At 60.6% G+C, this 19,979-nt stretch carries 19 protein-coding genes; 9 read left to right on the top strand and 10 right to left on the bottom strand.

Annotation, left to right across the window (positions count from 1 at the left end; all coding sequences use genetic code 11):
- Positions 1-53 precede the first annotated feature (53 nt).
- From ppa to VJV58_RS06460, 5 genes are all read right to left on the bottom strand, one after another.
- Positions 54-584 (bottom strand): inorganic diphosphatase, encoded by a 531-nt coding sequence (ppa, locus tag VJV58_RS06480; RefSeq protein ID WP_324136512.1) that lies wholly within the window; start codon positions 582-584, stop codon positions 54-56.
- Between the two features lie 93 nt (positions 585-677).
- Positions 678-1,187: a GNAT family N-acetyltransferase gene (locus VJV58_RS06475; RefSeq protein WP_324136511.1), complete on the bottom strand. Its 510-nt coding sequence runs from the start codon at positions 1,185-1,187 to the stop codon at positions 678-680.
- 432 nt (positions 1,188-1,619) lie between these two features.
- Positions 1,620-2,864, bottom strand: a complete 1,245-nt coding sequence (locus VJV58_RS06470; RefSeq protein ID WP_324136510.1) for an NAD(P)/FAD-dependent oxidoreductase — start codon at positions 2,862-2,864, stop codon at positions 1,620-1,622.
- A gap of 173 nt (positions 2,865-3,037) precedes the next feature.
- Entirely contained in the window at positions 3,038-4,864 is a 1,827-nt protein-coding gene (typA, locus tag VJV58_RS06465) for a translational GTPase TypA (RefSeq protein ID WP_324136509.1), read from the bottom strand.
- Positions 4,865-5,179: 315 nt separating this feature from the next.
- Positions 5,180-5,944, bottom strand: coding sequence for a Crp/Fnr family transcriptional regulator (locus VJV58_RS06460; protein ID WP_324136508.1), 765 nt, complete (start codon positions 5,942-5,944; stop codon positions 5,180-5,182).
- A 169-nt stretch (positions 5,945-6,113) separates the two neighbouring features.
- Between VJV58_RS06460 and VJV58_RS06455 the strand changes: the two genes are divergently transcribed.
- Positions 6,114-6,533, top strand: a complete 420-nt coding sequence (locus VJV58_RS06455; protein ID WP_324136507.1) for a response regulator — start codon at positions 6,114-6,116, stop codon at positions 6,531-6,533.
- 69 nt (positions 6,534-6,602) lie between these two features.
- On the opposite strand, the gene VJV58_RS06450 is transcribed toward VJV58_RS06455, so the two are convergent.
- The gene (locus VJV58_RS06450) at positions 6,603-7,952 is read right to left on the bottom strand and encodes a TAXI family TRAP transporter solute-binding subunit (protein WP_324136506.1); all 1,350 of its coding nucleotides are present in this window, start codon (positions 7,950-7,952) and stop codon (positions 6,603-6,605) included.
- Between the two features lie 269 nt (positions 7,953-8,221).
- Here VJV58_RS06450 and VJV58_RS06445 point away from each other — a divergent pair, with 269 nt between their 5' ends.
- Together VJV58_RS06445 and VJV58_RS06440 are read left to right on the top strand one after the other, a co-directional pair.
- Positions 8,222-8,527: a 4a-hydroxytetrahydrobiopterin dehydratase gene (locus VJV58_RS06445; RefSeq protein WP_324136505.1), complete on the top strand. Its 306-nt coding sequence runs from the start codon at positions 8,222-8,224 to the stop codon at positions 8,525-8,527.
- Between the two features lie 95 nt (positions 8,528-8,622).
- A complete protein-coding gene (locus VJV58_RS06440; RefSeq protein ID WP_324136504.1) occupies positions 8,623-9,033 on the top strand; it encodes a YkvA family protein in 411 nt (136 codons plus the stop codon).
- A 117-nt stretch (positions 9,034-9,150) separates the two neighbouring features.
- Here the strand turns inward: VJV58_RS06440 and VJV58_RS06435 are convergent, their stop codons facing one another.
- From VJV58_RS06435 to VJV58_RS06425, 3 genes are all read right to left on the bottom strand, one after another.
- The gene (locus VJV58_RS06435) at positions 9,151-10,329 is read right to left on the bottom strand and encodes a TAXI family TRAP transporter solute-binding subunit (RefSeq protein WP_324136503.1); all 1,179 of its coding nucleotides are present in this window, start codon (positions 10,327-10,329) and stop codon (positions 9,151-9,153) included.
- A 23-nt stretch (positions 10,330-10,352) separates the two neighbouring features.
- A complete protein-coding gene (locus VJV58_RS06430; protein ID WP_324136502.1) occupies positions 10,353-10,748 on the bottom strand; it encodes a hypothetical protein in 396 nt (131 codons plus the stop codon).
- Between the two features lie 745 nt (positions 10,749-11,493).
- Positions 11,494-12,468, bottom strand: coding sequence for an NADPH:quinone oxidoreductase family protein (locus VJV58_RS06425; protein WP_324136501.1), 975 nt, complete (start codon positions 12,466-12,468; stop codon positions 11,494-11,496).
- Positions 12,469-12,584: 116 nt separating this feature from the next.
- Here VJV58_RS06425 and VJV58_RS06420 point away from each other — a divergent pair, with 116 nt between their 5' ends.
- From VJV58_RS06420 to argG, 6 genes are all read left to right on the top strand, one after another.
- Positions 12,585-13,424: an SDR family oxidoreductase gene (locus VJV58_RS06420; protein WP_324136500.1), complete on the top strand. Its 840-nt coding sequence runs from the start codon at positions 12,585-12,587 to the stop codon at positions 13,422-13,424.
- A 159-nt stretch (positions 13,425-13,583) separates the two neighbouring features.
- Positions 13,584-14,243 carry an invasion associated locus B family protein gene (locus VJV58_RS06415; protein WP_324136499.1) on the top strand — a complete coding sequence of 220 codons (660 nt, stop codon included), beginning with the start codon at positions 13,584-13,586 and terminating at the stop codon, positions 14,241-14,243.
- 73 nt (positions 14,244-14,316) lie between these two features.
- A complete protein-coding gene (gene rlmN / locus VJV58_RS06410) occupies positions 14,317-15,546 on the top strand; it encodes a 23S rRNA (adenine(2503)-C(2))-methyltransferase RlmN (RefSeq protein WP_324136498.1) in 1,230 nt (409 codons plus the stop codon).
- Between the two features lie 166 nt (positions 15,547-15,712).
- On the top strand, positions 15,713-16,210 hold the full coding sequence (locus VJV58_RS06405) for a hypothetical protein (protein ID WP_324136497.1): 498 nt from the start codon (positions 15,713-15,715) through the stop codon (positions 16,208-16,210).
- A gap of 55 nt (positions 16,211-16,265) precedes the next feature.
- The gene (locus VJV58_RS06400; protein ID WP_324136496.1) at positions 16,266-17,042 is read left to right on the top strand and encodes a phosphatase PAP2 family protein; all 777 of its coding nucleotides are present in this window, start codon (positions 16,266-16,268) and stop codon (positions 17,040-17,042) included.
- A 135-nt stretch (positions 17,043-17,177) separates the two neighbouring features.
- Positions 17,178-18,515, top strand: a complete 1,338-nt coding sequence (gene argG / locus VJV58_RS06395) for an argininosuccinate synthase (protein ID WP_324136495.1) — start codon at positions 17,178-17,180, stop codon at positions 18,513-18,515.
- Between the two features lie 129 nt (positions 18,516-18,644).
- Here the strand turns inward: argG and VJV58_RS06390 are convergent.
- Positions 18,645-19,979, bottom strand: a 1,335-nt coding sequence (locus VJV58_RS06390; protein WP_324136494.1) for an OmpA family protein, incomplete at its 5' end; no start/stop codon positions are given.

The raw sequence follows: 19,979 nt of genomic DNA, 5'->3' as shown, positions 1-19,979 counted from the left end.
CATTGGTGGAATGCCCAACCCGGCGGTGTGAGTCAGCGCAGAGATCGGTGCCGCTACGTGCCCTTCGCGCTCGCGATGCCCTCTGCAATCAGCCTGTGCGCATCTTCGGCGCTTGCCCATCGCAATACCTTCACCCATTTTCCCGGCTCGAGGTCCTTGTAGTGCTCGAAAAAGTGCTGGATCTGCTGCAGCGTGATCTCGGGCAAATCGCTGTACGTCCGCACCTTGTCGTAACGCTGCGTCAGCATCGATGACGGCACCGCAATAATCTTCTCGTCGCCCCCGGCTTCATCTTCCATCAGCAGCACGCCCACCGGGCGCACACTCATCACCGCGCCCGGGACAATTGCACGGGTATTGGCGACCAGTACGTCGCACGGGTCGCCATCATTGGAGAGCGTATGCGGGATGAAGCCGTAATTGCCGGGGTAGCGCATTGCCGTGTACAGAAAACGGTCGACGACCAGCGTGCCGGCGTCCTTGTCCATCTCGTATTTGATCGGCTCGCCGCCGACCGGCACTTCAATGCTGACGTTCACTTCGCGCGGCGGGTCGATTCCAATCGAGATGGCGTCAATACGCATGGATTGCTCCGCCAGCGCTGGCATTCATGTCACGAAATAGCGAGCGCTATTGCTGGGCCAGCCAGGCTCGAGGCGCTTCGATAGCCCGAGGGCTCAATTGGTCCAGGCGAAGGCGATCTTGTCCAGCGACTTCGGCCCGAACTTTTCCGAGGAGCGGGCAACCATGCGGCCGCCGAGGGCACGATAAAACTCGGTGGCGGGGTCGTTATCCGAAAGCGCCCAGATCACCATGCTTTTCAGCCCGCTGTGCAACAGGTCGCGCCGGGCCGAGGTAAACAGCCGACGGCCGAAGCCGAGGCCCTGAAATTCCGGCCGTAAATAAAGCTCGTAGATTTCGCCTTCGAAATGCAGGCTGCGAGCGCGATTGCGCCCGTAATTGGCATAGCCCGCGACCTTGTCGCCGAACACCAGCACGCTGACGCGGCTGCCTTTGCGGATCGCGCTGTCCCACCACTGCGGACCGCGGCGGTTGATGAGTTTCTCCAGCTCGGCGCCTGGAATGATACCCTGATAGGCCGAACGCCAGGCCTCATCATGAGTAGACGCAACCGCTGCCGCATCCGCAGCTTTGGCCGGCCGAACCTCGATTAGCGTTGTGCTCATGATGTGATCAAAGCAAGTCGCAGCGTCCGCTTCAAGGTCTATCGTTAATTATGGGTTAACCTGTGGATTTTCTGCATCAGTTTTGCCGCCCGACTGTGTCGAAAAAGGACAGGACTGGCTGGAGACGTCCGTTTGAGCGGTTGCCGGGCGCGACTTGGCGGCCGTTTGCAGCTCGAACCGGCTCGGCCGGAATGCGTGCTGGGGAAAACTAGGCCGAAACGCGCGGTGCGGAAAAAATGCGCCGGACTGATTCGCAAAAGACCGGTCTGCCGTGCAGGGCCCCACCCGCTCGCGTCAGGAAAATTCTTCAAATCTCCGAAAAGTGATTTTCGTTGTGGTTGCGCAGGGTTGGCCGTGTCGCGCGCAAGGCGATCGAGCAAGTGTTGTGGTGCGCAAGGCCGACGAGCCGTGCAGCCGATCAGTCGTGCCTGCTCACGCCATGGCAAGGGAAGCCAAAACCTCTCGCGCCGCGCGTTCGCCGCTGTCCCGCGCGCCATGTGCGGTCGAAAAGAATTCGGGCGAGGTGGCTTCACCGGCAAAGAACAGGCGTCCATCGACCGGTGCTGCAAGCGCCGCGCGATCGCCGGCGTGGCCTGGCAAGGCATGCGAATAGGATCCCCGGGCGAACGGGTCGTGCGCCCAACGGGATTCCGCAAGTGGTTTCAACCGCCGCCGGAAGTCCGAGCCGAGCAGGCCCACGATTTCGTCGATCGCCTGCGCGGCCAGCGCGCCATCGCCGGCGTCTTCCAGTTGCCGCGCGAAGCGCCCGCCGAAAAACCCCTCGATGCAGGCTTCTCCGAACGGGCGCAGATGAAAGCTGCCCATCGCCGTGCGCATCGGAGCGGCGCGTAAGTTGCCGTCCTTCGGCAGCATCTCCGGCTGCTCCAGCGATAGCATTACCTTGTCGGCAAGTCCGAGCGGCAGTCCCCGCGCGGCGTCAACCTTGGCAGGAAGTGCGGGGTGAAAGCGAACAGCCTCATCGGCGAGCAGATTGGTAGGCGCCGTGATGATCACCCTGGCCGCAGACAGCGTGCCGCGCGAAGTCTCGATCCGCACCCGCTTGCCGGAATGATCGATCAGTCTGACTTCCGCGTTCAGCGCCAGCGGGCAGGGCGCCCCATAGGCTGCGATCAGCGCGCCATAACCTTCTCGCACCCGCCAATTGATTTCGGTATCCTCATAGGCAGCCGTGTCGATGATCGAAACCTGATCCAGTTCGCAGCCATTGATGTAGGTCGATAGCGCATCGATCATCGGGTTCCAGCGATTGCCGGGCTCCAGATAAGCGCTGGCGGCGCAATCGCGGCCGGTGCTCGCAGCTTCGTCGAGCCGGTCATAAAAGGCATCCAATGCGCTGTTGAAATCAGCGCGTTCTTTCGGTGGAAATATCGAATCAAAACTCTGCTCTCGCCAGGGCGGGCGGGTGCTGTCGATCTCGAAATTCAGTTGCCTGGCAATCTCGACGAATGAATTTTGATCCGCCGAATGGAGCCACCCACAGCCGACGTCGAAGTGGATGCCGGGTGCCGCCATGATCGTGTGGCCCCGTCCGCCGACGCGGTCGCGCGCTTCCAGCACGACGATCGAAATGCCGGAATTATCGAAAGCTCGCGCGGCCCCCAGGCCCGCGGCACCAGCGCCGATAATGGCGACGTCGACTTGGGAGGGGAGGGACACGCTTTGGCTCTAGCAGGTTGGTGTGTTGGGCCCGAAGCCAGGTTTGTACCAGCCCCGTAATCCGTTAAATTGAACGATCGGTATTTCGTTGCACTTCATTTATTTTCGGCACCGCGATTGCGCGATGACGGCATTTGTGGCGCGTCACGGGATTTCGGGCGAGTTCGTTGAGGTCAGGCCACCGCTTCCCGGGCCTTTTCGGCGCGCTTACGGTCGTTGGCGTCGAGGAACTTCTTGCGCAACCGGATCGATTTCGGGGTGACCTCGACCAGCTCGTCGTCCTCGATATAGGCCAGCGCTTTTTCCAGCGTCATCCTGATCGGCGGGGTCAGGCGCACCGCTTCATCCTTTGATGTCGTGCGAATGTTGGTGAGCTGCTTGCCTTTCAATACGTTGATCTCGAGATCGTTGTCGCGGGTATGCTCACCGACGATCATGCCTTTGTACACCTTCCAGCCGGGCTCGATCATCATCGGACCGCGATCTTCAAGCTTGAACATGGCGTAGGCCACCGCCTCACCCTGATCGTTGGAGATCAAGACGCCGTTGCGGCGCCCCTGGATATCGCCTTTGTACGAGGCATAGCCGTGGAATAGCCGGTTCATAATCGCGGTGCCGCGGGTATCGGTGAGCAATTCGCCTTGGTAGCCGATCAGACCACGCGTGGGCGCGTAGAACACCAGACGCAGCCGATGACCACCCGAGGGGCGCATCTCGATCATCTCGGCTTTGCGCTCGCTCATCTTTTGCACGACTACGCCTGAATGCTCTTCGTCGACATCGATCACGACCTCTTCGATCGGCTCCTGCCACTCACCGGTGACCTCATCTTTCTTCAGCACCACACGGGGGCGCGACACCGACAGCTCGAATCCCTCGCGCCGCATCGTCTCGATCAAAATCGCCAACTGCAATTCGCCCCGCCCCGAGACCTCCATGGAATCCCGGTCGGAAGCTTCGGTGACGCGCAATGCGACGTTGCCCTCCGCTTCGCGCAGCAGGCGGTCGCGGATCATGCGGCTGGTGACCTTGTCGCCCTCGGTGCCGGCCAAAGGAGAGTTGTTGACGATGAACGACATCGACACGGTCGGCGGATCAATCGGTTGCGCTTTTAGCGGCGTATCCACGGACGGATCGCAGAACGTGTCCGCGACAGTACCCTTGGTCAGGCCGGCGATGGCGACGATGTCGCCAGCTTCGGCTTCCTCCAGCGGAGCGCGTTCGATGCCGCGGAACGCCAGAATTTTGGTGATCCGGCCCTGCTCGATCAGTTTGCCGTCGGCGCTCAGCGCCTTGATCTGCTGGTTCGGCTTGATCGTGCCCGAGGTGATGCGGCCGGTAATGATGCGGCCGAGATATGGATTTGCTTCCAGAATGGTGCCGATCATCCGGAACGGACCTTCCTCCACATTCGGCGGCGCGACGTGGCGAAGGATCAGATCAAACAGCGGCTGCATGCCGGCGTCCTTTGGACCCTCCGGCGCTTCCGCCATCCACCCTTGCTTGGCCGATCCGTACAAAATCGGAAAGTCGAGCTGCTCCTCCGAAGCATCGAGCGCTGCGAAAAGATCGAACACCTCGTTGATGACCTCGGTCGGTCGCGCGTCCGGGCGGTCCACCTTGTTGATGACGACGATCGGCTTGAGCCCAACTTTCAGGGCTTTGGAAACCACAAACTTCGTCTGCGGCAAGGGACCTTCGGCTGCATCCACCAGCACCAGCGCGCCGTCCACCATATTGAGGATGCGCTCGACCTCACCGCCGAAGTCGGCGTGGCCCGGCGTATCGACGATGTTGATGCGGCTATCTTTCCACTGCACCGACGCCGCCTTGGCGAGAATGGTAATGCCGCGCTCGCGCTCGAGATCGTTGGAATCCATCGCGCGCTCGACCACTCGCTGATTTTCCCGGTACGTGCCGGATTGCTGCAGCAGGCGATCGACCAGGGTGGTCTTGCCGTGGTCGACGTGGGCGATGATGGCGACATTACGAAGGTTCATAGCTCTGCTTCTGGTTCGGACAATCGAAAGAGCGCGATCTCACGGGAAAACCGGGGACCAACTTTTCCGGATCACGCTCAAAAACCTGGAATACCGGTGCTTCCTGTTTCCGAATCCGCGAACCGTGGCGGGCTCACATACGCGAACTTTGGAAACAAAGTGGCACTAGCGGGCCCGTACCGGCCCAAAAAGGAAGCCCGGCCAACAGGACCGGGCACACCATACTCGTTGCGGCGCAATATAGTCAGGAATCGCCGGAAAACAACGTGTTGTTTGCGGCTTGGTTAGCTGATTTTCGAGCATAAACGCGCCTACTCATGCACTTTGGGCCTCCTCAGTGGGATAAACCCCGCGCAGTACTTCCTCGAAGTGATTTTTGACCGCCTCGTGGCAAAGGCAGGCGCGCCTCTGCAATGCCTCGCGATTGCGCACCAGGATCGAGCCGCGGCGTGTCTCCAGAACGCCCTCGGCCTTGAACGTCTGCATAACCCTGCTCGTATAGCTGCGCCCAACCCCCAGAAGCGTCGCAAGCTGCTCGTGCGTCAAGGGCACCACGTCTTCGCCGTTGGTGCGCTCCATCGCCGCGATGATCCATTTCGCCGTGCGCTGTTCGATCGAGTGGATGGCATTGCATGCCGTCGATTGAAAGATCTGGGCCAGCATGCAGTCGGCGTAGCGCGCAAACACGTTGCTGAGGGTCGCTGATTTTGCTTTCGCGGTATGGAGTCTGCCGACATGAAGGCGCGCAAACGGCCCACCGAACTTCACGATAATTCGGGTATACGCCGGCAAGTAGCCTTGGCTGACGATTCCGCCGACCGCGCCTTCGCGGCCGACCAGAATGGTTTCGACATCACGGCCGTCCTCGTTGGTGACGAGATAGGATGCGAGGCTCGGTCCGCAGGGAAAGTGAACGATTTCGACATCGTCGCCCGGATTGTAAAGCAGTTCGTTGGGAGACGCCTCACCCTGCACTAGGTGGCCGGCGATCAAGGCGTAATCCGCGCTACTGAGCCGCCGCAACAAATTATTGTACGGCCGCTCACCGCCGCTCGCAGAGTTTTCGCGGATCGAGATCATTTGATTCCCCCTGTTCCATCCCGACAGTAGCTGCCCGGCCCAGACCGTTGCGTGCACAAATGCACAGACAAACGAACTAAGTCTGTGATGGTTTCATTCCGGGAACCTGCGGGCACTTTTTTATTTCACGACTTTGCCGGGCGGCAATTTGCATGTTGGGAGTCAATCGATGGACACCGCCTTTCCTGATCGAATGTCAGACGCTGCTTCCGACTCCATTCCAGCCGACGTGCTGATCGTCGAGGACGATCCGATGATTGCGCTCGGATTTGAGGAAACCATTTTGAGTTTCGGAGTGAAAAGCGTTCGGACTGCATCGAGCGTCGCCAGAGCGCTTGAGATGATCGAGGGCCACGCCCCGGATTTCGCGCTGCTCAACATCGGCCTGATGAGCGAAAAGAGTTTCGCCGTTGCCGAGCGGCTGGAGACGCTCAACATTCCGTTCGGCTTCGTTACGGGATACGACAGCGATGGCGGGCTTCCTGGCGCGTTCGCGAGCCGACCAAGGCTGCCTAAGCCCTGCTCCAGCGACGCGCTCGAAAACCTGCTTAGAGGCCGAGCCGGAACCAGCGCCGCGCCTCACGGCTGAACCATTCAAAGCATTGTCTTTCAGCGGCTTTGCGCGGAGAGACGTGTGAGCGTCTATCAAGACGCAATCTTAAAGACTGCCGGTAGCGCGGAATTGCGCGCCAGCGCGTTGCAGATTTTGTGGCATGCTGTTCAGCAATGCCTTGCGGTCTGCGACGGCATTGTGGAATTGCTCGAGCGCGATGCTGAAAGCCGTTAGCGCACCTTCCTCGATCGCCCCTGCATCGAAGCAGCGCAAGGTATCGCGCAGGATATCATCCGCCTCGGATTGCATCTGATCGAGTTCGTCAGTGGAATCGCTGCGCCTCGCCTTCCCAACCATCTCGACAAGCCGGTCGCGCAGCGAGTTGTTGCTGTTGCGCTCATCCTTCTTCAGATACCCCGCGAACCATGCGCCGGCCGAACCCAGCGCTGACAACGCCATCAGCCCCCACCAGATATAATCGCTGTAGCGATCAAGGAAGGTTTTCTCCTCACCATCCACAAAGGCCGCTGCTCCCGGATGAGCCGGAAGCGCGGCATCCTTGTCGGTGTCGGGGGTCTCGATCTTCGCCGCCAGCGGAAATTCCGCCAGGAGCTGTTGGCGGATTGCAAACAATTGCCGGGTGAAAGTCGCCACGGTGGAGTCCGACAGCCCTTTTCGCGCGACAATGTGGTGCGAGAAGCTGATCGTCTTCACCTCGTCATCAGGCTTGTCGGGCGAGCCGCCGAAAGCGCCGGCGGGGATTTCGGAAGCCTCGTAGGCCGGATGATTTTGCGCAATCGCCTCGGCCGAATCGATGGCCAAGAATTTCGGCGATTTGCCCTCGCGCGTGGACGCGTTGATCGCGTCCGCGGTGATCTTGCTGTTGACCGGCCCGGCGGCCAAATAGGCGTCCGCCGTCTCCTTGCGGATCGACTCCGCAGCCTCGGTGGCCGGAAACTGAACGATGTCGACTTTCGCCAGGTCGACGCCGTATTGCTGCAGGATAACCTTGAGCAAATTGACATTGGCCTGGGTTCGGCCAACGACGCCGACGCGATGCCCGGCAAGCTGCGCAATTTTGGTGATCTTCGGGGTGGATTTCTTGCCTTTGCCCTTTGCCGAAGGGGGCACCCACAGCACGGCGACATTCTTGCGGAGTATCGCTACGGCTTGGGCATTTTTAGGCATGTCCAGGTCGCCGCGAACGATTGCGAGATCGACATTACCTTCCTCAAGGGCCTTGGCGCTCGCGGCGGCACCGTCGGTTTGTACCAGGCGCAAACGGACATGGCCGCGCGCCTGGGTAAAGGCTTGGGTCAAGGCCTGAACCACCTTGAGATCATCGCTGTTGGCAGGCCCCACCGCGATCCGGAGGGTCTCCGGCCGCATAGCGAAGTAGTAGATCCCGACAAGCGACCCGATCACGGCAAGGATGCCGGCCAGCGTGATGAACATCGTCCTGCGTTGACCCGACCGCGGCGACGGCTGCGCCGGCGGCCCGGCGAATTCAACGCCGCCGCTAGTCGATCTTGCAAACAGTCGTTTCAGGCTCAGATTCATGTCGCCACGCGGTTTTAAGCCGATATTGTAGCAAACTTCACGCCAGCGCGGGGTGACATCTGCGTCATGGTTAGCGGGATGCTCCGGACCGGGTTGACCCTAAATGGCGATTCCGGAGGACTCGCAAGGCGCGTGGTAAACTTGCGATGAGATAGGAGGCGCTCGTGGCGGAACGGCTGTCGGCGGAAGCTCGAAAATCAGCGCTCAAGAGCTTGTCCGGGTGGAAGGAAGTGGTGGGCCGCGAGGCCATTGCGCGAACCTTCATCTTCAAGGACTTCAGCGAGGCCTTCGGATTTATGGCTCGCGCCGCGCTGGTCGCGGAAAAGCGCGATCATCATCCGGAATGGAGGAATGTGTACAAGACGGTTGAGGTGGTGCTGGCGACGCACGACGCTGGCGGGGTGACTGCGCGTGACATTGAACTGGCCACAGCGATGGACAAGATTGCCGGGCAACTCGGTCTGGCCTGAGGGACATTCGCGCAACTTGCAGCGCCGGCGCGACATCCCCATTGTAATTACTCTGCTGCGGCTAGCCGCCGCGCTGCCATCGGAGAGCCGAGGCCATGGCAACCGAACATAGCGTGGGTTTCGAGCCGGCCGAACGGCTGGCCAAGGACCGTGAAAGTGTGCGGCGGCGCTTCTGGATCAAGTTCAAGCGCGTGATGTCGCAGCTTCCGTTCGCGGAGGATTTGCTCGCCGCTTATTATTGCGCGTTCGACAGGCAGACGCCGCGACAGGTGCAAATGGCGCTGCTCGGCGCCATCGCTTATTTCATCCTGCCATTCGATTTCATTCCGGACATGCTGCCGATCTTTGGCTTCACCGATGACGCCGCCGTGCTCGCGACCGCGATCCGGCTGGTCGCAACTCACATCACGTCGGAGCACCGCGACGCCGCCCGGGCCGCATTGAAGCGGCTGGGCAGCGAAGGAGCTGATGGTTTCGACGGCGATCTGAACCCGCCCCAGGGGTGAGGACGATAGCTCCCGGTAGGGGGCGTAGTCTTGGTTCGCGCGGATTGAAACCTAGAGCATTTGCAAACCAGGTGGACGCCCTTCGTTCGCGCGAAGAAAACGCGTCACAACACTGACCTAGTGCTGTCGTTGCGTGGCTCGGACCTGCGCTCGGGCGTTTTGTTCGGCCTCCCACGCCTGGAATTGCCTGAAGAGCGCTTCCTTTTCATTGTCGGTGGGCGTCTTTCCGCTGGCCGACGCACTCTGCTTCAGGAATTCATCGAAGCGCAGCCGCGCCACCGGCTCGATCTTGTGGTTGTCCAGCCAGTGCTTTGCGGCCGGAAAGCGCTGCCAATCCGGAAGCTGGGCCGACAGCGAGACCTCTTTCCATTTCGGATGGAAGGGGGGCTTCTGGAAGCTCGGGAATTTCGTGAAGAAATTGTCCACGAACACCGCCAGTTTCCGATAACGCTCGGTATTGGGCGCCCAATTGTATGCCGCGAGCACCGCCGGCACCGCGATCGTGTCGACCTGTTCCTGGTCCGAAATCAGGTTCGGATAATCCTTGGCGGTCAGCGTCGCCGGCAGGTAATCGCCTTGCAACGGCTTCTCATAGTTGACCGTCACAAGATGGAATCTGTCGTCCTTGAAGGTGCTCACGGACTTGTAAGGCTTGCCGCCGCAAACGATCACGGCGTCGATTTCACCGGCCTTTAATTTTTCAAGCGCGATGCGTTGCTCGATGTAAACGACTTTGGGTTTCATGCCCAATCGCTCGAACACGGTCAGCGCCGTGACGAAGGTGCCGCCATTTGGAAGATCGACGCTGATGGTCTTGCCATCGAGCTCCCTAAGGTTATGGATCGATTTCGAAGCAATGACGTGCATCTCTTCGTTGTAGAGCTTGGTCACGTAGGTGAATTGCTTCTTGATGTCCTTCGCGAAGCCTTTTCTCTCGAGATAATCGAGCGTGTCGGACCGCACGATGCCGAGGTCAACGCCCTGCAGAAAAAGGATATCGGCGACGCTCTGCACTGAGCCGCGGCCTACGATCGGAAGCACGCGTAACTTGTTTCCGTCATCGAGCACGGAGGCAAGGTCGGCGCCGAACTGAACGTAGGTGCCGCCGATGGTGCCGGATATCAATGTCACGGTATTGGCGTTCAGGGCCTGCTTGGTGGCGGCCGATCCGAACTGGAATATTGCCTTGAGGCTTTCGCTGACCTTTGCCGGATCAAATTCGCCTTCCTCGGCGCTCGCCGCGAAGCCAAACGCCATCATGATGGCGAACATCGCCATTCCAAGTACTCGTCGCATGGATATCCCCGCTTTCTTGAAAGCTAGTTTTGCATTTGAGCCAGACGCTGCTTCGCGTCCAGTGAACCGAGCATGGCTGCCTTTTGGTACCACTCGCGGGCCATTGCCGGATCGGGAGTAATGCTCCGCATATCTGGCGTGCCCAGCACGGCCGGATCATAAGTTTGCGCCAGAAGCAGTGCGGCGCTCGCCTCCTGCGCGTCTGCTGCGCGTTCAAGCAGCAATCTTGCCGGCGCGAAGTCGCCCATCTCGATCAGGCCCTTCGCTCGCTTCATCAAGGCCGCCAGTTCATCTGGCTCGAGTCGCCTGACGGGCGCCGCGATCACCGGCGCGGGCTGATCGGTTTCCTTCTGGCTCTGATGCGCGGCCCGCAGCGCGATCGCAATGTCATCGCGCGTCGGCGCAATTTTCGCGGGCACTGCCGCAGCCGCGATTTCCGGAGCGGTCTCTACCGCTGGCGCCGGAGCGGCGCTGGCGAGTTGCACAACCGGGGCGGGCGCTGGAGTCGCTGGCTGAGCGCTGGACTGTTGTGGAGCTGGGGTTTGCGCAACGGCCGGTTGCGTGCTGGATCCCTGCGTTGCGTCAGATTGATCCGTTGCGGAGCCACCGATCAGCGAAGCTTTCGCATTCGCAAACATGGCAAGCGGATTGTCCAGAGATACAATCGCAAGAGCAATCACTGCTGCTGATGCCGTAAAAATGCCCGCTTTGATAACACGCGGCCACATGCGGGCCCTTTGCCAGTTCCTCTCGCCGCCGCTTCCAAAACGATGTCGGGGTTCGTCGGCTTCATGCGAAAGAAACAGCGGCATGCGGTCTTCCGAAAGTGGGTACCTTTCTACCGCTCGCGATGAGTCATGGTCCATAAATTCAGAATCGTCCGAATCCTGATCGAAAGGCGTGCCAATTTGCTCATCGTAGGGAGTGAAGCTCGTATTTCTTGCCATGGGGATGCCTCCACGCTGCTACGCAACATCAGGGCATACCGGCATTAGCTTCTTATATTTTTGTCGGCTAACCGCCCCGCTACCGAACCCATAACTCGCATTTTGAATCAGTCCAAAAAAGGACGATCGCCTGCACAATTTGGGAGATATCTTGATTTTATTGCGGCTTTCCCAAGGCAGCCCACAGTTCCGACTATGGAACTCGGTGCGAAATATGTCACGGCCGCAGGATCACCTTGCCCATCGCCTGCCGGCCCGCTAGCACTTTTAGCGCATCTGCGGTTTTTTCTAAGGGGAAGGTGCGGTCGACGTGCGATGAGATGTTACCGTCGGCGGCCCACTTCACCAGCTTTTCGAGATTGGCGCGGTTCTTTTGCGGATTGAGACGCGCCCACGCACCCCAGAATACACCTCGGATATCGCAACCCTTCAGCAGCGCGAGGTTCAGCGGCATCTTCGGAATTTCGCCGGCGGCGAATCCGATCACCAGGAAACGTCCTTCCCATGCGATCGAACGCAACGCCGCCTCGGCATAGCTGCCACCGACCGGATCGAAAATAATATCTGCGCCCTTGCCGCCGGTAAGCCGTCGCAGTCCGTCCTTGAGATCTTCCTTTGCGTAATTCAATCCGAGTTCAGCGCCATGCGCCTTTGCGAATTCCAGCTTCTCGTCGGAAGAAGCGCAGGCGATCACCTTGAGGCCCATCAGCTTGCCGAGCTCGCATGCCGCGAGTCCAGTGCCGCCGGCAGCACCCAACACCGCCATGGTCTCGCCGGGTTTCAAGCTGGCGCGATCTTCCAGTGCATGCAGCGCAGTGCCGTAGATGATGATGATGCCGGCAGCGCGGTCGAAATCCAGATTGTCCGGAATCTTCACGATTGAATTTGCCGGCAGTGCGATCTTTTCGCGCGCGCCGTTATGGCCGCACGACGCCACCACGCGGTCGCCGACTTTCAAATCGCTGACGCCTGAGCCGACGCTTTCAATCACGCCCGAAACTTCGGCGGCCGGAGAGAATGGAAACGGCGGCTTGATCTGGTACTTGCCCTGGATCATCAGCAGGTCGAAGAAATTCAATGCTGCGGATTTGATCGCGATCACGGCCTCGCCCGGCCCGGCCGCCGGATCCGGCACATCGCTCAGCACGAGATCATCAGGACCGCAATATTGCGAGCACAGAATGGCTTTCATGGACACACCCGCTTTTCGAACGCACAGTTGAAGCTGAACGCTTCATGCCGGATTTGAAGCCGGGCTACAATCTGATTCGGACCGATATGCCTGTCAGTCGATTGAGGATTTGAACGATGTTTGAAAAGGGCCTGTTGGAGGGAAAGCGGATATTGGTCACCGGCGGGGGCTCAGGGCTGGGCGCGGCGGTGGGGCGCCGCTTCGTCGAGCTCGGCGCCAAGCTGATCATCTGCGGTCGCAGGCTCGAGCTGCTGCAACAAACGGCGGCTCGGATGCGCGGCGAGCTCGGCGGCGAGGTCACCGCAATCCGGTGCGACATTCGAGATGGCGGCGCCGTCGACGCCATGCTGGGTGAAATCTGGCGCGAAGCACCGCTCGACGTGCTGGTCAACAACGCCGCCGCGACCTTCGTCGCCCAAACTGAGCGACTATCGTTTCGCGCCGCGGATGCAATCCTCGCGCCGACGCTGCACGGCGCGCTGTATTGCACATTGGGTGCAGGCAGGCGGTGGATCGAAGCACGACACAAGGGCGTCGTGCTAAGCATACTCTCCACTTCGACGATTACCGGCCGCGCTTTCACCGTGCCGTCCGCGATGGCCAAGTCGGCGATTTTGGCGATGACAAAAAGCCTCGCAGTAGAGTGGGGACCGAAGGGCATCCGAACCGTCGCGATCGCACCCGGCGCGTTTCCAACGCCTGGAGCGACTGGTCAGCTTCGGCCCGAAGGCCGAGACGAAAATTGGGCATTGCGAAATCCGCTTGGCCGGGTCGGCGAACATCGCGAGCTTGCCGATCTTGCGAGCTTTCTGATCTCCGATTCGTGCGGCTACATTAACGGCGAGATGGTCGTGCAGGATGGCGGCGCTCATTTGCGCAGTTCTGGCGCGGAGGATCTCCTGCGCTGGACCGACGCGCAGTGGGAGCAGCAGCGCGCGACACGGTCAAAATCTTAAACAGCAAAACCGAGCACACGAAGCGAGGTGTTCGCGGGAGACAGTGCAAGGCTTCGCGAGTGGCTTCCCAAATCAGCATTTCCCGGCTATCCACACCGCGCCTCGCGAGGAAAGGCAGAGCCATCTTCCAGTCACAATAATGAGGGAACCGTTTTCGGTATGACCTTGCGGCAAATCCTGGCAGCACTGGCGGTGAGTGCGATCCTGTGCGGTGGCGCGAGCGTCGCGCTGGCGCAAGCACCAGCACAGGCACAAGCCCGGCCGCCTGCGCCGAAAACTCCAAAGGCCGAAGCCAAGCCCAAGCAATCGACTCCAAAACCTGAGGCGGTCAAGCCGGAAGCCAAACCCGCCGCAGCTGTCGCTGGTGGCGCGGAGCCGACGTTGATCGGCCAGTTCGGCACCTGGGGTGCCTATAGCGCTGCGCCGAACGGCAAGAAAGTGTGCTTCGCGCTCGCAAAGCCCACGTCGTCGAAAACCAATCCGCCGAATCGTCCGCGTGACCCGGCCTATGCGTTTGTCTCGACCCGTCCCGCGGAAAAGGTCACCAACGAAGTTTCGGTCATGATCGGCTACACGCTCAAACCTGGTTCGGAATCGACGCTGGAGGTGGGCGGCGCGACCTACGCGATGTACACGCAAGGCGATGGTCTCTGGATCAAGAATGCAGCCGAGGAAGGACGGATGGTCGACGCGATGCGCAAGGCCTCCGACGTCGTCGTCAAAGGCGTCTCGGCCAAGGGCACCGAAACCACCGACACATTTTCGCTCAAGGGACTTTCACAAGCGCTCGACCGCCTGGCGCAAGATTGCAAGCGATAACGGGGCCTTTACCGTCCAAGATCGTTCATTTGATGGCTTTCCAGCTGCGCCTGGAAGTCCTATCTGATGGTGCATGAACGAGCCCATCGCCAGCACTTCATTCGACGCTCAATCCGGTGCCAATGCGCCGTTGGAAAAGGTCGCGATTGAGACCTATGTGCCGCCGTCAAAGCCCTCGCTGGTGGGGCTGTCGCGCGCCGAGATCGCGGAGGAGTTGGCGGCGATCGGGGTGGCGCCTGCGCAGCGCAAGATGCGCGTTCAGCAACTGTGGCATTGGATCTATGTCCGCGGCGCGAGCGACTTCGAGGAGATGACCAGCATCTCCAAGCAAATGCGTATCCAGCTTGATGCTCATTTCACGGTGGCCCGTCCCGAAGTGGCCGCCGAGCAGATTTCAAGCGATGGCACGCGCAAATGGCTGTTGCGCCTGCCTAGCGGCGACTCGCTCGAGAAGGCGCATGAGGTCGAATGCGTGTACATCCCGGAGACCGATCGCGGCACATTGTGCGTCTCCTCGCAGGTCGGCTGTACCTTGAACTGTTCATTCTGCCACACCGGAACGCAACGCCTGGTCCGCAATCTCACGGCCGGCGAAATCGTCGGCCAGATCATGGTGGCGCGCGATCGCCTCAACGACTGGGCCGACCGCGACACGCCTTCCGGCGGGCGGCTAATCACCAACGTGGTGATGATGGGCATGGGCGAGCCGCTGTACAATTTCGATGCCGTGCGCGATGCGCTGCTGATCGTTGCCGACAATGAGGGCATTGGCATTTCCCGCCGCCGTATCACCCTTTCGACCTCGGGCGTGGTGCCCAACATCATCCGTACCGGTGATGAGATCGGCGTCATGCTTGCAATCTCGCTGCATGCGGTGCGCGACGAACTGCGCAACGAACTGGTGCCGCTGAATCGAAAATATCCGATCGCCGAATTGCTGCAGGCCTGCCGCGATTACCCCGGTTCCTCGAATGCGCGGCGGATTACTTTTGAATATGTGATGCTCAAGGGCGTCAACGATTCGCTGGACGACGCGAAGCTCTTGGTGAAGCTGTTGAAGGGAATTCCAGCCAAAATCAATCTCATTCCATTCAATCCGTGGCCGGGCACGCGTTACGAATGTTCCGATTGGGAGCAGATTGAGAAATTTTCCGAATATATTTTCAATGCCGGCTATTCCTCGCCGGTGCGCACGCCGCGCGGCCGCGACATCCTTGCCGCATGCGGCCAGTTGAAATCGGAGACGGAGAAATTGTCGGCGCGCGAACGACAGGCGTTGCGCGCGATGGCGATGACGGATTAGCTATTTAGCTGTCAACTGGTGATTGCGACGCCTAGAGTGGGGTTGCACGAATGCGCAGCCGGTGACAGGCTCCGTGATGAGCCAATCCAGTTGGTGAGTCGCATCCGAGCCTGATGGATTGCTTCGTTTGCGCTCGCAGCAATGACGGCACACCTGGTTCAACCTCATGGCATTGATCGGCCGCTTGTTCGTCATCCTGTTCGGATTTCTCGCAGCATCGCTGGTTGCGGGAATGATCGTGGTCGGCGCGGTGTTGTTTCCGGAATTCAGTGATCTCGGTGACGGCCTGGTCGATCAGAGTGCGCTCAACATTGTGATGGGTTTCGGGTTTATCTTCGTAAGCGGATTTGCGCTGCTCCCGGCGATGCTCGTGGTTGCGATCACGGAAGCGTTTTATGTGAGGGGAGCGTTGACTTACGCTGTCGGCGGTGGGCTCGTCGGTCTCGCCTGCTACCTGGGCCTGGTCCCGTTCGATCCGGAGACGTTTCATTTCCAGGGAATTGTCCGGCGCCATCTTGAAATCATGACCGGAGCCGGAATCATCGCTGGTCTCGTGTATTGGATGATCGCGGGCCGGAATGCGGGCGGCTGGCGGAAGCCCCCGACTCCTCTAAAGCCGCCGCCTCCGCTGCCGTCACATTCGCCATCGCCTCCGGCGTCCTGAAGAAGCGACGGCCAAAGCCTTTTCATCGCCAACCGCCTCGGCTAAACCGCGCGCCATGAATCGGACCGGGCTTTTCATCGCGTTATTTTTGGCGCTCGCGATCGGACTGGCGTTCGGGATCTATCCCGAGCTCGATTTAAAGATTGCTGCCGTGTTTTACGACGCGACAACGAAATCGTTTCCACTCAAGTTAAACAGTTTGGCCGGGATCGCCCGAGACGCGGCGATGTGGGTCGCTTGGGCGCTTGCGATGCCTGCGATCCTGGCTCTCGTCGCAAAATTACTGCGGCCGGATCGCCCGCTGCTGATCTCGGGACGTACGATCGTTTTCCTGCTCGTCACCCTCGCGCTTTCTGCGGGCGTCCTTACCAATCTCACCTTCAAAAGCTATTGGGGCCGGCCTCGGCCGGTGGTGGTGACACAATTCAACGGGCCGGATCAATTCGTAGCGTGGTGGGATCCGCGTGGAAGCTGCGCCCGTAACTGCTCGTTCTTCTCCGGCGAAGGTGCGACCGCGTTCTGGACTTACGCTCCGGCGGCATTGACGCCGCCCGCATGGCGGCCGCTGGCCTATGCCGCGGCGACATTGTTCGGCGTGACGACCAGCGTGCTCAGAATGGCGTTTGGAGGGCACTTCTTCACGGACGTCGCAGCAGCGGGGCTCGTGACATTTCTGGTGATCTGGCTGGCTTACGCGTGGATCTACCGCTGGCCGTCGACGCGACTCTCCGATCAGGGCATCGACGCGGCGATGACGCGGATGGCGTGGCCCGCCTACCGCTTTTTTCAAAAGTGGCGCGGCCGCGATGTCGGACCAAAACCATCGGTGTGACCGGTTGCGTGGGCTGAAGTAGTCCGATCCCAAGCCAGCCGCTCAGTATTAAACGCGTGCCCATCACCGCAAAATTTGATATTCGCGCAGCCAAGCCGCAAGCGGCATCTGCCATTTCGACCGATTGGAAGCTCTATGAGTACGATCTTGAAAAGTTTGCCCAAGGGCGAAAAAGTCGGCATCGCTTTCTCCGGCGGCCTCGACACCAGCGCCGCGCTCCTCTGGATGAAGCAAAAGGGCGCTCGCGTCTTTGCCTATACCGCCAACCTTGGCCAACCTGACGAGGCTGACTACGACGAGATTCCGCGCAAGGCCCTGGAGTTCGGCAGTGAAAAAGCCCGACTGGTGGATTGCCGCACGCAACTCGTCCACGAAGGCATTGCCGCCGTCCAGTCCGGCGCCTTCCACATCAGCACTGGTGGCATCGCGTACTTCAACACCACACCCCTCGGCCGTGCTGTGACCGGCACGATGCTGGTATCGGCCATGAAGGAGGACGGCGTCAACATCTGGGGCGATGGCTCGACCTATAAGGGCAACGACATCGAGCGGTTCTACCGCTACGGCCTGCTGACCAATCCAGGCCTCAGGATTTACAAGCCCTGGCTCGATCAGCAGTTCATCGACGAGCTGGGCGGCCGCGCGGAAATGTCGGCGTTCATGGCCGCCAGCGGATTCGCCTACAAGATGAACGCCGAAAAAGCCTATTCGACGGACAGCAATATCCTCGGTGCAACCCACGAGGCCAAGGATCTCGAGCATCTGAACAGCGGCATCAAGATCGTCAATCCGATCATGGGCGTGCCGTTCTGGCGCGACGACTGCATCGTCAAGGCGGAAAAAGTTGCCGTCCGTTTTGAGCAGGGCCAGCCAGTTGCGCTGAACGGCAACACCTTCGCTGATCCAGTTGCGCTGTTCGTCGAGGCCAACAGCATCGGCGGCCGGCATGGCCTTGGCATGAGCGACCAGATCGAGAACCGGATCATCGAGGCGAAGAGCCGCGGCATTTACGAAGCTCCTGGCATGGCGCTGCTGCACATCGCCTACGAACGTCTCGTCACCGGCATCCACAACGAAGACACCATCGAGCAGTATCGGATCAGCGGCATGCGCCTCGGCCGACTGCTTTACCAGGGGCGGTGGTTCGATTCTCAGTCCCTCATGCTGCGCGAAACCGCCCAGCGTTGGGTGGCTCGCGCGGTCACTGGTGAGGTGACGCTCGAGCTGCGCCGTGGCAACGACTACTCGATCCTGAACACCGAGAGTCCCAACCTGACTTATCAGCCGGAGCGGCTGAGCATGGAGAAAGTGGACGATGCGGCGTTCACGCCGGCGGACCGTATTGGCCAGCTGACAATGCGCAACCTCGATATCACCGATACTCGCGCTAAGCTGAAACTCTACGCAGAGACCGGCTTGCTTTCGAAGGGGGAAGGCACGCAGATATTCAAACTTGATGGCGACAGGGATTAAACGCCGCCGGCGTATCCTCAACCTTTGGAATCATGCCGTCGACAGGCAATCGTGCTTCGCCGAGCACGAACGGTAACAAGAATGGCCGGGATCGCTCCCGGCCATTGACTTAGCTAGCGTGCCACCTGGTCAGCGTGGAGGTGCGGTGCCAGGCGGCGGAGGTGGCAGCGAGGCAGTGCCGCCATTGAGCAGCGGAGTAATACGACGAACGGTGACGCGACGGTTGATGCGGCTGGGTCCGCTGGTCTGCTCCTTCGGATATTGCGCGCCGTAGCCTTGCGAGGTCAGGTTTTCGGCCGGCACGCCGAACTGCTGGGTCAACAGCTCCGCCGCCGCTTCAGCGCGCCGGTCCGACAGCGAAAGGTTATCGATGTCATTACCGACCGCATCGGTGTGACCCTCGATCAGGAACACCTCGCGCGGGTTACGCGCGATGGCGCGATTGAGGCCATCGGCGATCACTTGCAGCTTGGCCGCCTGATCGGGTGGGATCTCCCATGATCCGGTTTCGAAGTTGATGGTGTTGAGATCGATGCTCGGCATCAACTGCCGCACCGAAGGGCTGTAGAGAACTTCGTCGAGAGAATAACGCCGCTCGATTCGGTCGACCGGCGGAGCTAGCATGGTGTCATAGATGAGTTCTGGTGACGCCTCATCCGCTTCGACGATGTATCGATCGTACGGGATGCGGATCACCGGTGGCGGCAGGTCGACATAGAATCCGCCGATCGCGCGCGGGTCGCGGAAAGTGTTATCGATAATGATGATCTCGCGGCCTCGCTGATCCCGGCGGATCCTTCGCAGCAGGTGGCCATCGCGGCCGTTGATGGTGATGATCTGCGAACCGTCGGGACGGATGACGGTGGTGCGGGTTTCGCCACCGACTTGCCGGGTCTGGATATCGCGCGCGCCGAAACGGAATCGATCCTGTTCGTTATGGCGGACAAACGACTGCCCGCTCGGATCGACCACGATCACGCGTCCGGGCTCCGTAAAGACCTTTCGACCGCCCTGATCAGTTTCGTGGCGCGCGCCCCGGAAATCTTCCAGACGGTGCGGGCCCTGTGCTGCCGCTCCGGGAGCCGCCGGAGCAAGGGTCTGGGCCGGCGGGGGCGGTGGCGGGATCGGCGCGGCCACGGTGGGCGGTGGCGCACGACGGGCTAGCGGCCCGCCTCCGGGGGGAGCCGCGCTCTGCCCGCTGCCAGGTGTCGGTGCGGGAGCAGGTGTCGGCGTGGGAGCCGGTGCTGGTGTCGCGCCGGGCGCGCCAGGTGGCGTTGGAGGTGGCGCGCCACGTCCTGAGGGCTGTGGTGGGGTACCCTGAGCAGGGGGTGCTGGGGGTGGAGGCTGTGACGCGCTTGGGGGTGGCGCGCCCCGAGGCGGCTGTTTCGGTTCGGCAGGTGGCTGTCTTGCTCCAGGTGGCGGAGGCACCGTCGTCGGCGCGGTCCGCGGCGGTGGAGCGGGTGG

Origin of the sequence: Bradyrhizobium sp. (assembly GCF_035273305.1) — a bacterium.
In the GTDB taxonomy this organism is placed as follows: Bacteria; Pseudomonadota; Alphaproteobacteria; order Rhizobiales; family Xanthobacteraceae; genus Bradyrhizobium.
The sequence above is the reverse complement of the archived record's forward strand: the minus strand, read 5'-3'. Positions and strand labels throughout refer to the sequence as shown.

What these genes read in the sequence shown, in the direction of transcription:
- ppa (WP_324136512.1), bottom strand. Translation starts at nt 584, where the DNA reads ATGCGTATTGACGCCATCTCGATTGGAATCGACCCGCCGCGCGAAGTG.
- VJV58_RS06475 (WP_324136511.1), bottom strand. Translation starts at nt 1,187, where the DNA reads ATGAGCACAACGCTAATCGAGGTTCGGCCGGCCAAAGCTGCGGATGCG.
- typA (WP_324136509.1), bottom strand. Translation starts at nt 4,864, where the DNA reads ATGAACCTTCGTAATGTCGCCATCATCGCCCACGTCGACCACGGCAAG.
- VJV58_RS06460 (WP_324136508.1), bottom strand. Translation starts at nt 5,944, where the DNA reads ATGATCTCGATCCGCGAAAACTCTGCGAGCGGCGGTGAGCGGCCGTAC.
- VJV58_RS06455 (WP_324136507.1), top strand. Translation starts at nt 6,114, where the DNA reads ATGGACACCGCCTTTCCTGATCGAATGTCAGACGCTGCTTCCGACTCC.
- VJV58_RS06450 (WP_324136506.1), bottom strand. Translation starts at nt 7,952, where the DNA reads ATGTTCATCACGCTGGCCGGCATCCTTGCCGTGATCGGGTCGCTTGTC.
- VJV58_RS06440 (WP_324136504.1), top strand. Translation starts at nt 8,623, where the DNA reads ATGGCAACCGAACATAGCGTGGGTTTCGAGCCGGCCGAACGGCTGGCC.
- VJV58_RS06435 (WP_324136503.1), bottom strand. Translation starts at nt 10,329, where the DNA reads ATGCGACGAGTACTTGGAATGGCGATGTTCGCCATCATGATGGCGTTT.
- VJV58_RS06425 (WP_324136501.1), bottom strand. Translation starts at nt 12,468, where the DNA reads ATGAAAGCCATTCTGTGCTCGCAATATTGCGGTCCTGATGATCTCGTG.
- VJV58_RS06420 (WP_324136500.1), top strand. Translation starts at nt 12,585, where the DNA reads ATGTTTGAAAAGGGCCTGTTGGAGGGAAAGCGGATATTGGTCACCGGC.
- VJV58_RS06415 (WP_324136499.1), top strand. Translation starts at nt 13,584, where the DNA reads ATGACCTTGCGGCAAATCCTGGCAGCACTGGCGGTGAGTGCGATCCTG.
- rlmN (WP_324136498.1), top strand. Translation starts at nt 14,317, where the DNA reads ATGAACGAGCCCATCGCCAGCACTTCATTCGACGCTCAATCCGGTGCC.
- VJV58_RS06405 (WP_324136497.1), top strand. Translation starts at nt 15,713, where the DNA reads ATGGCATTGATCGGCCGCTTGTTCGTCATCCTGTTCGGATTTCTCGCA.
- VJV58_RS06400 (WP_324136496.1), top strand. Translation starts at nt 16,266, where the DNA reads ATGAATCGGACCGGGCTTTTCATCGCGTTATTTTTGGCGCTCGCGATC.
- argG (WP_324136495.1), top strand. Translation starts at nt 17,178, where the DNA reads ATGAGTACGATCTTGAAAAGTTTGCCCAAGGGCGAAAAAGTCGGCATC.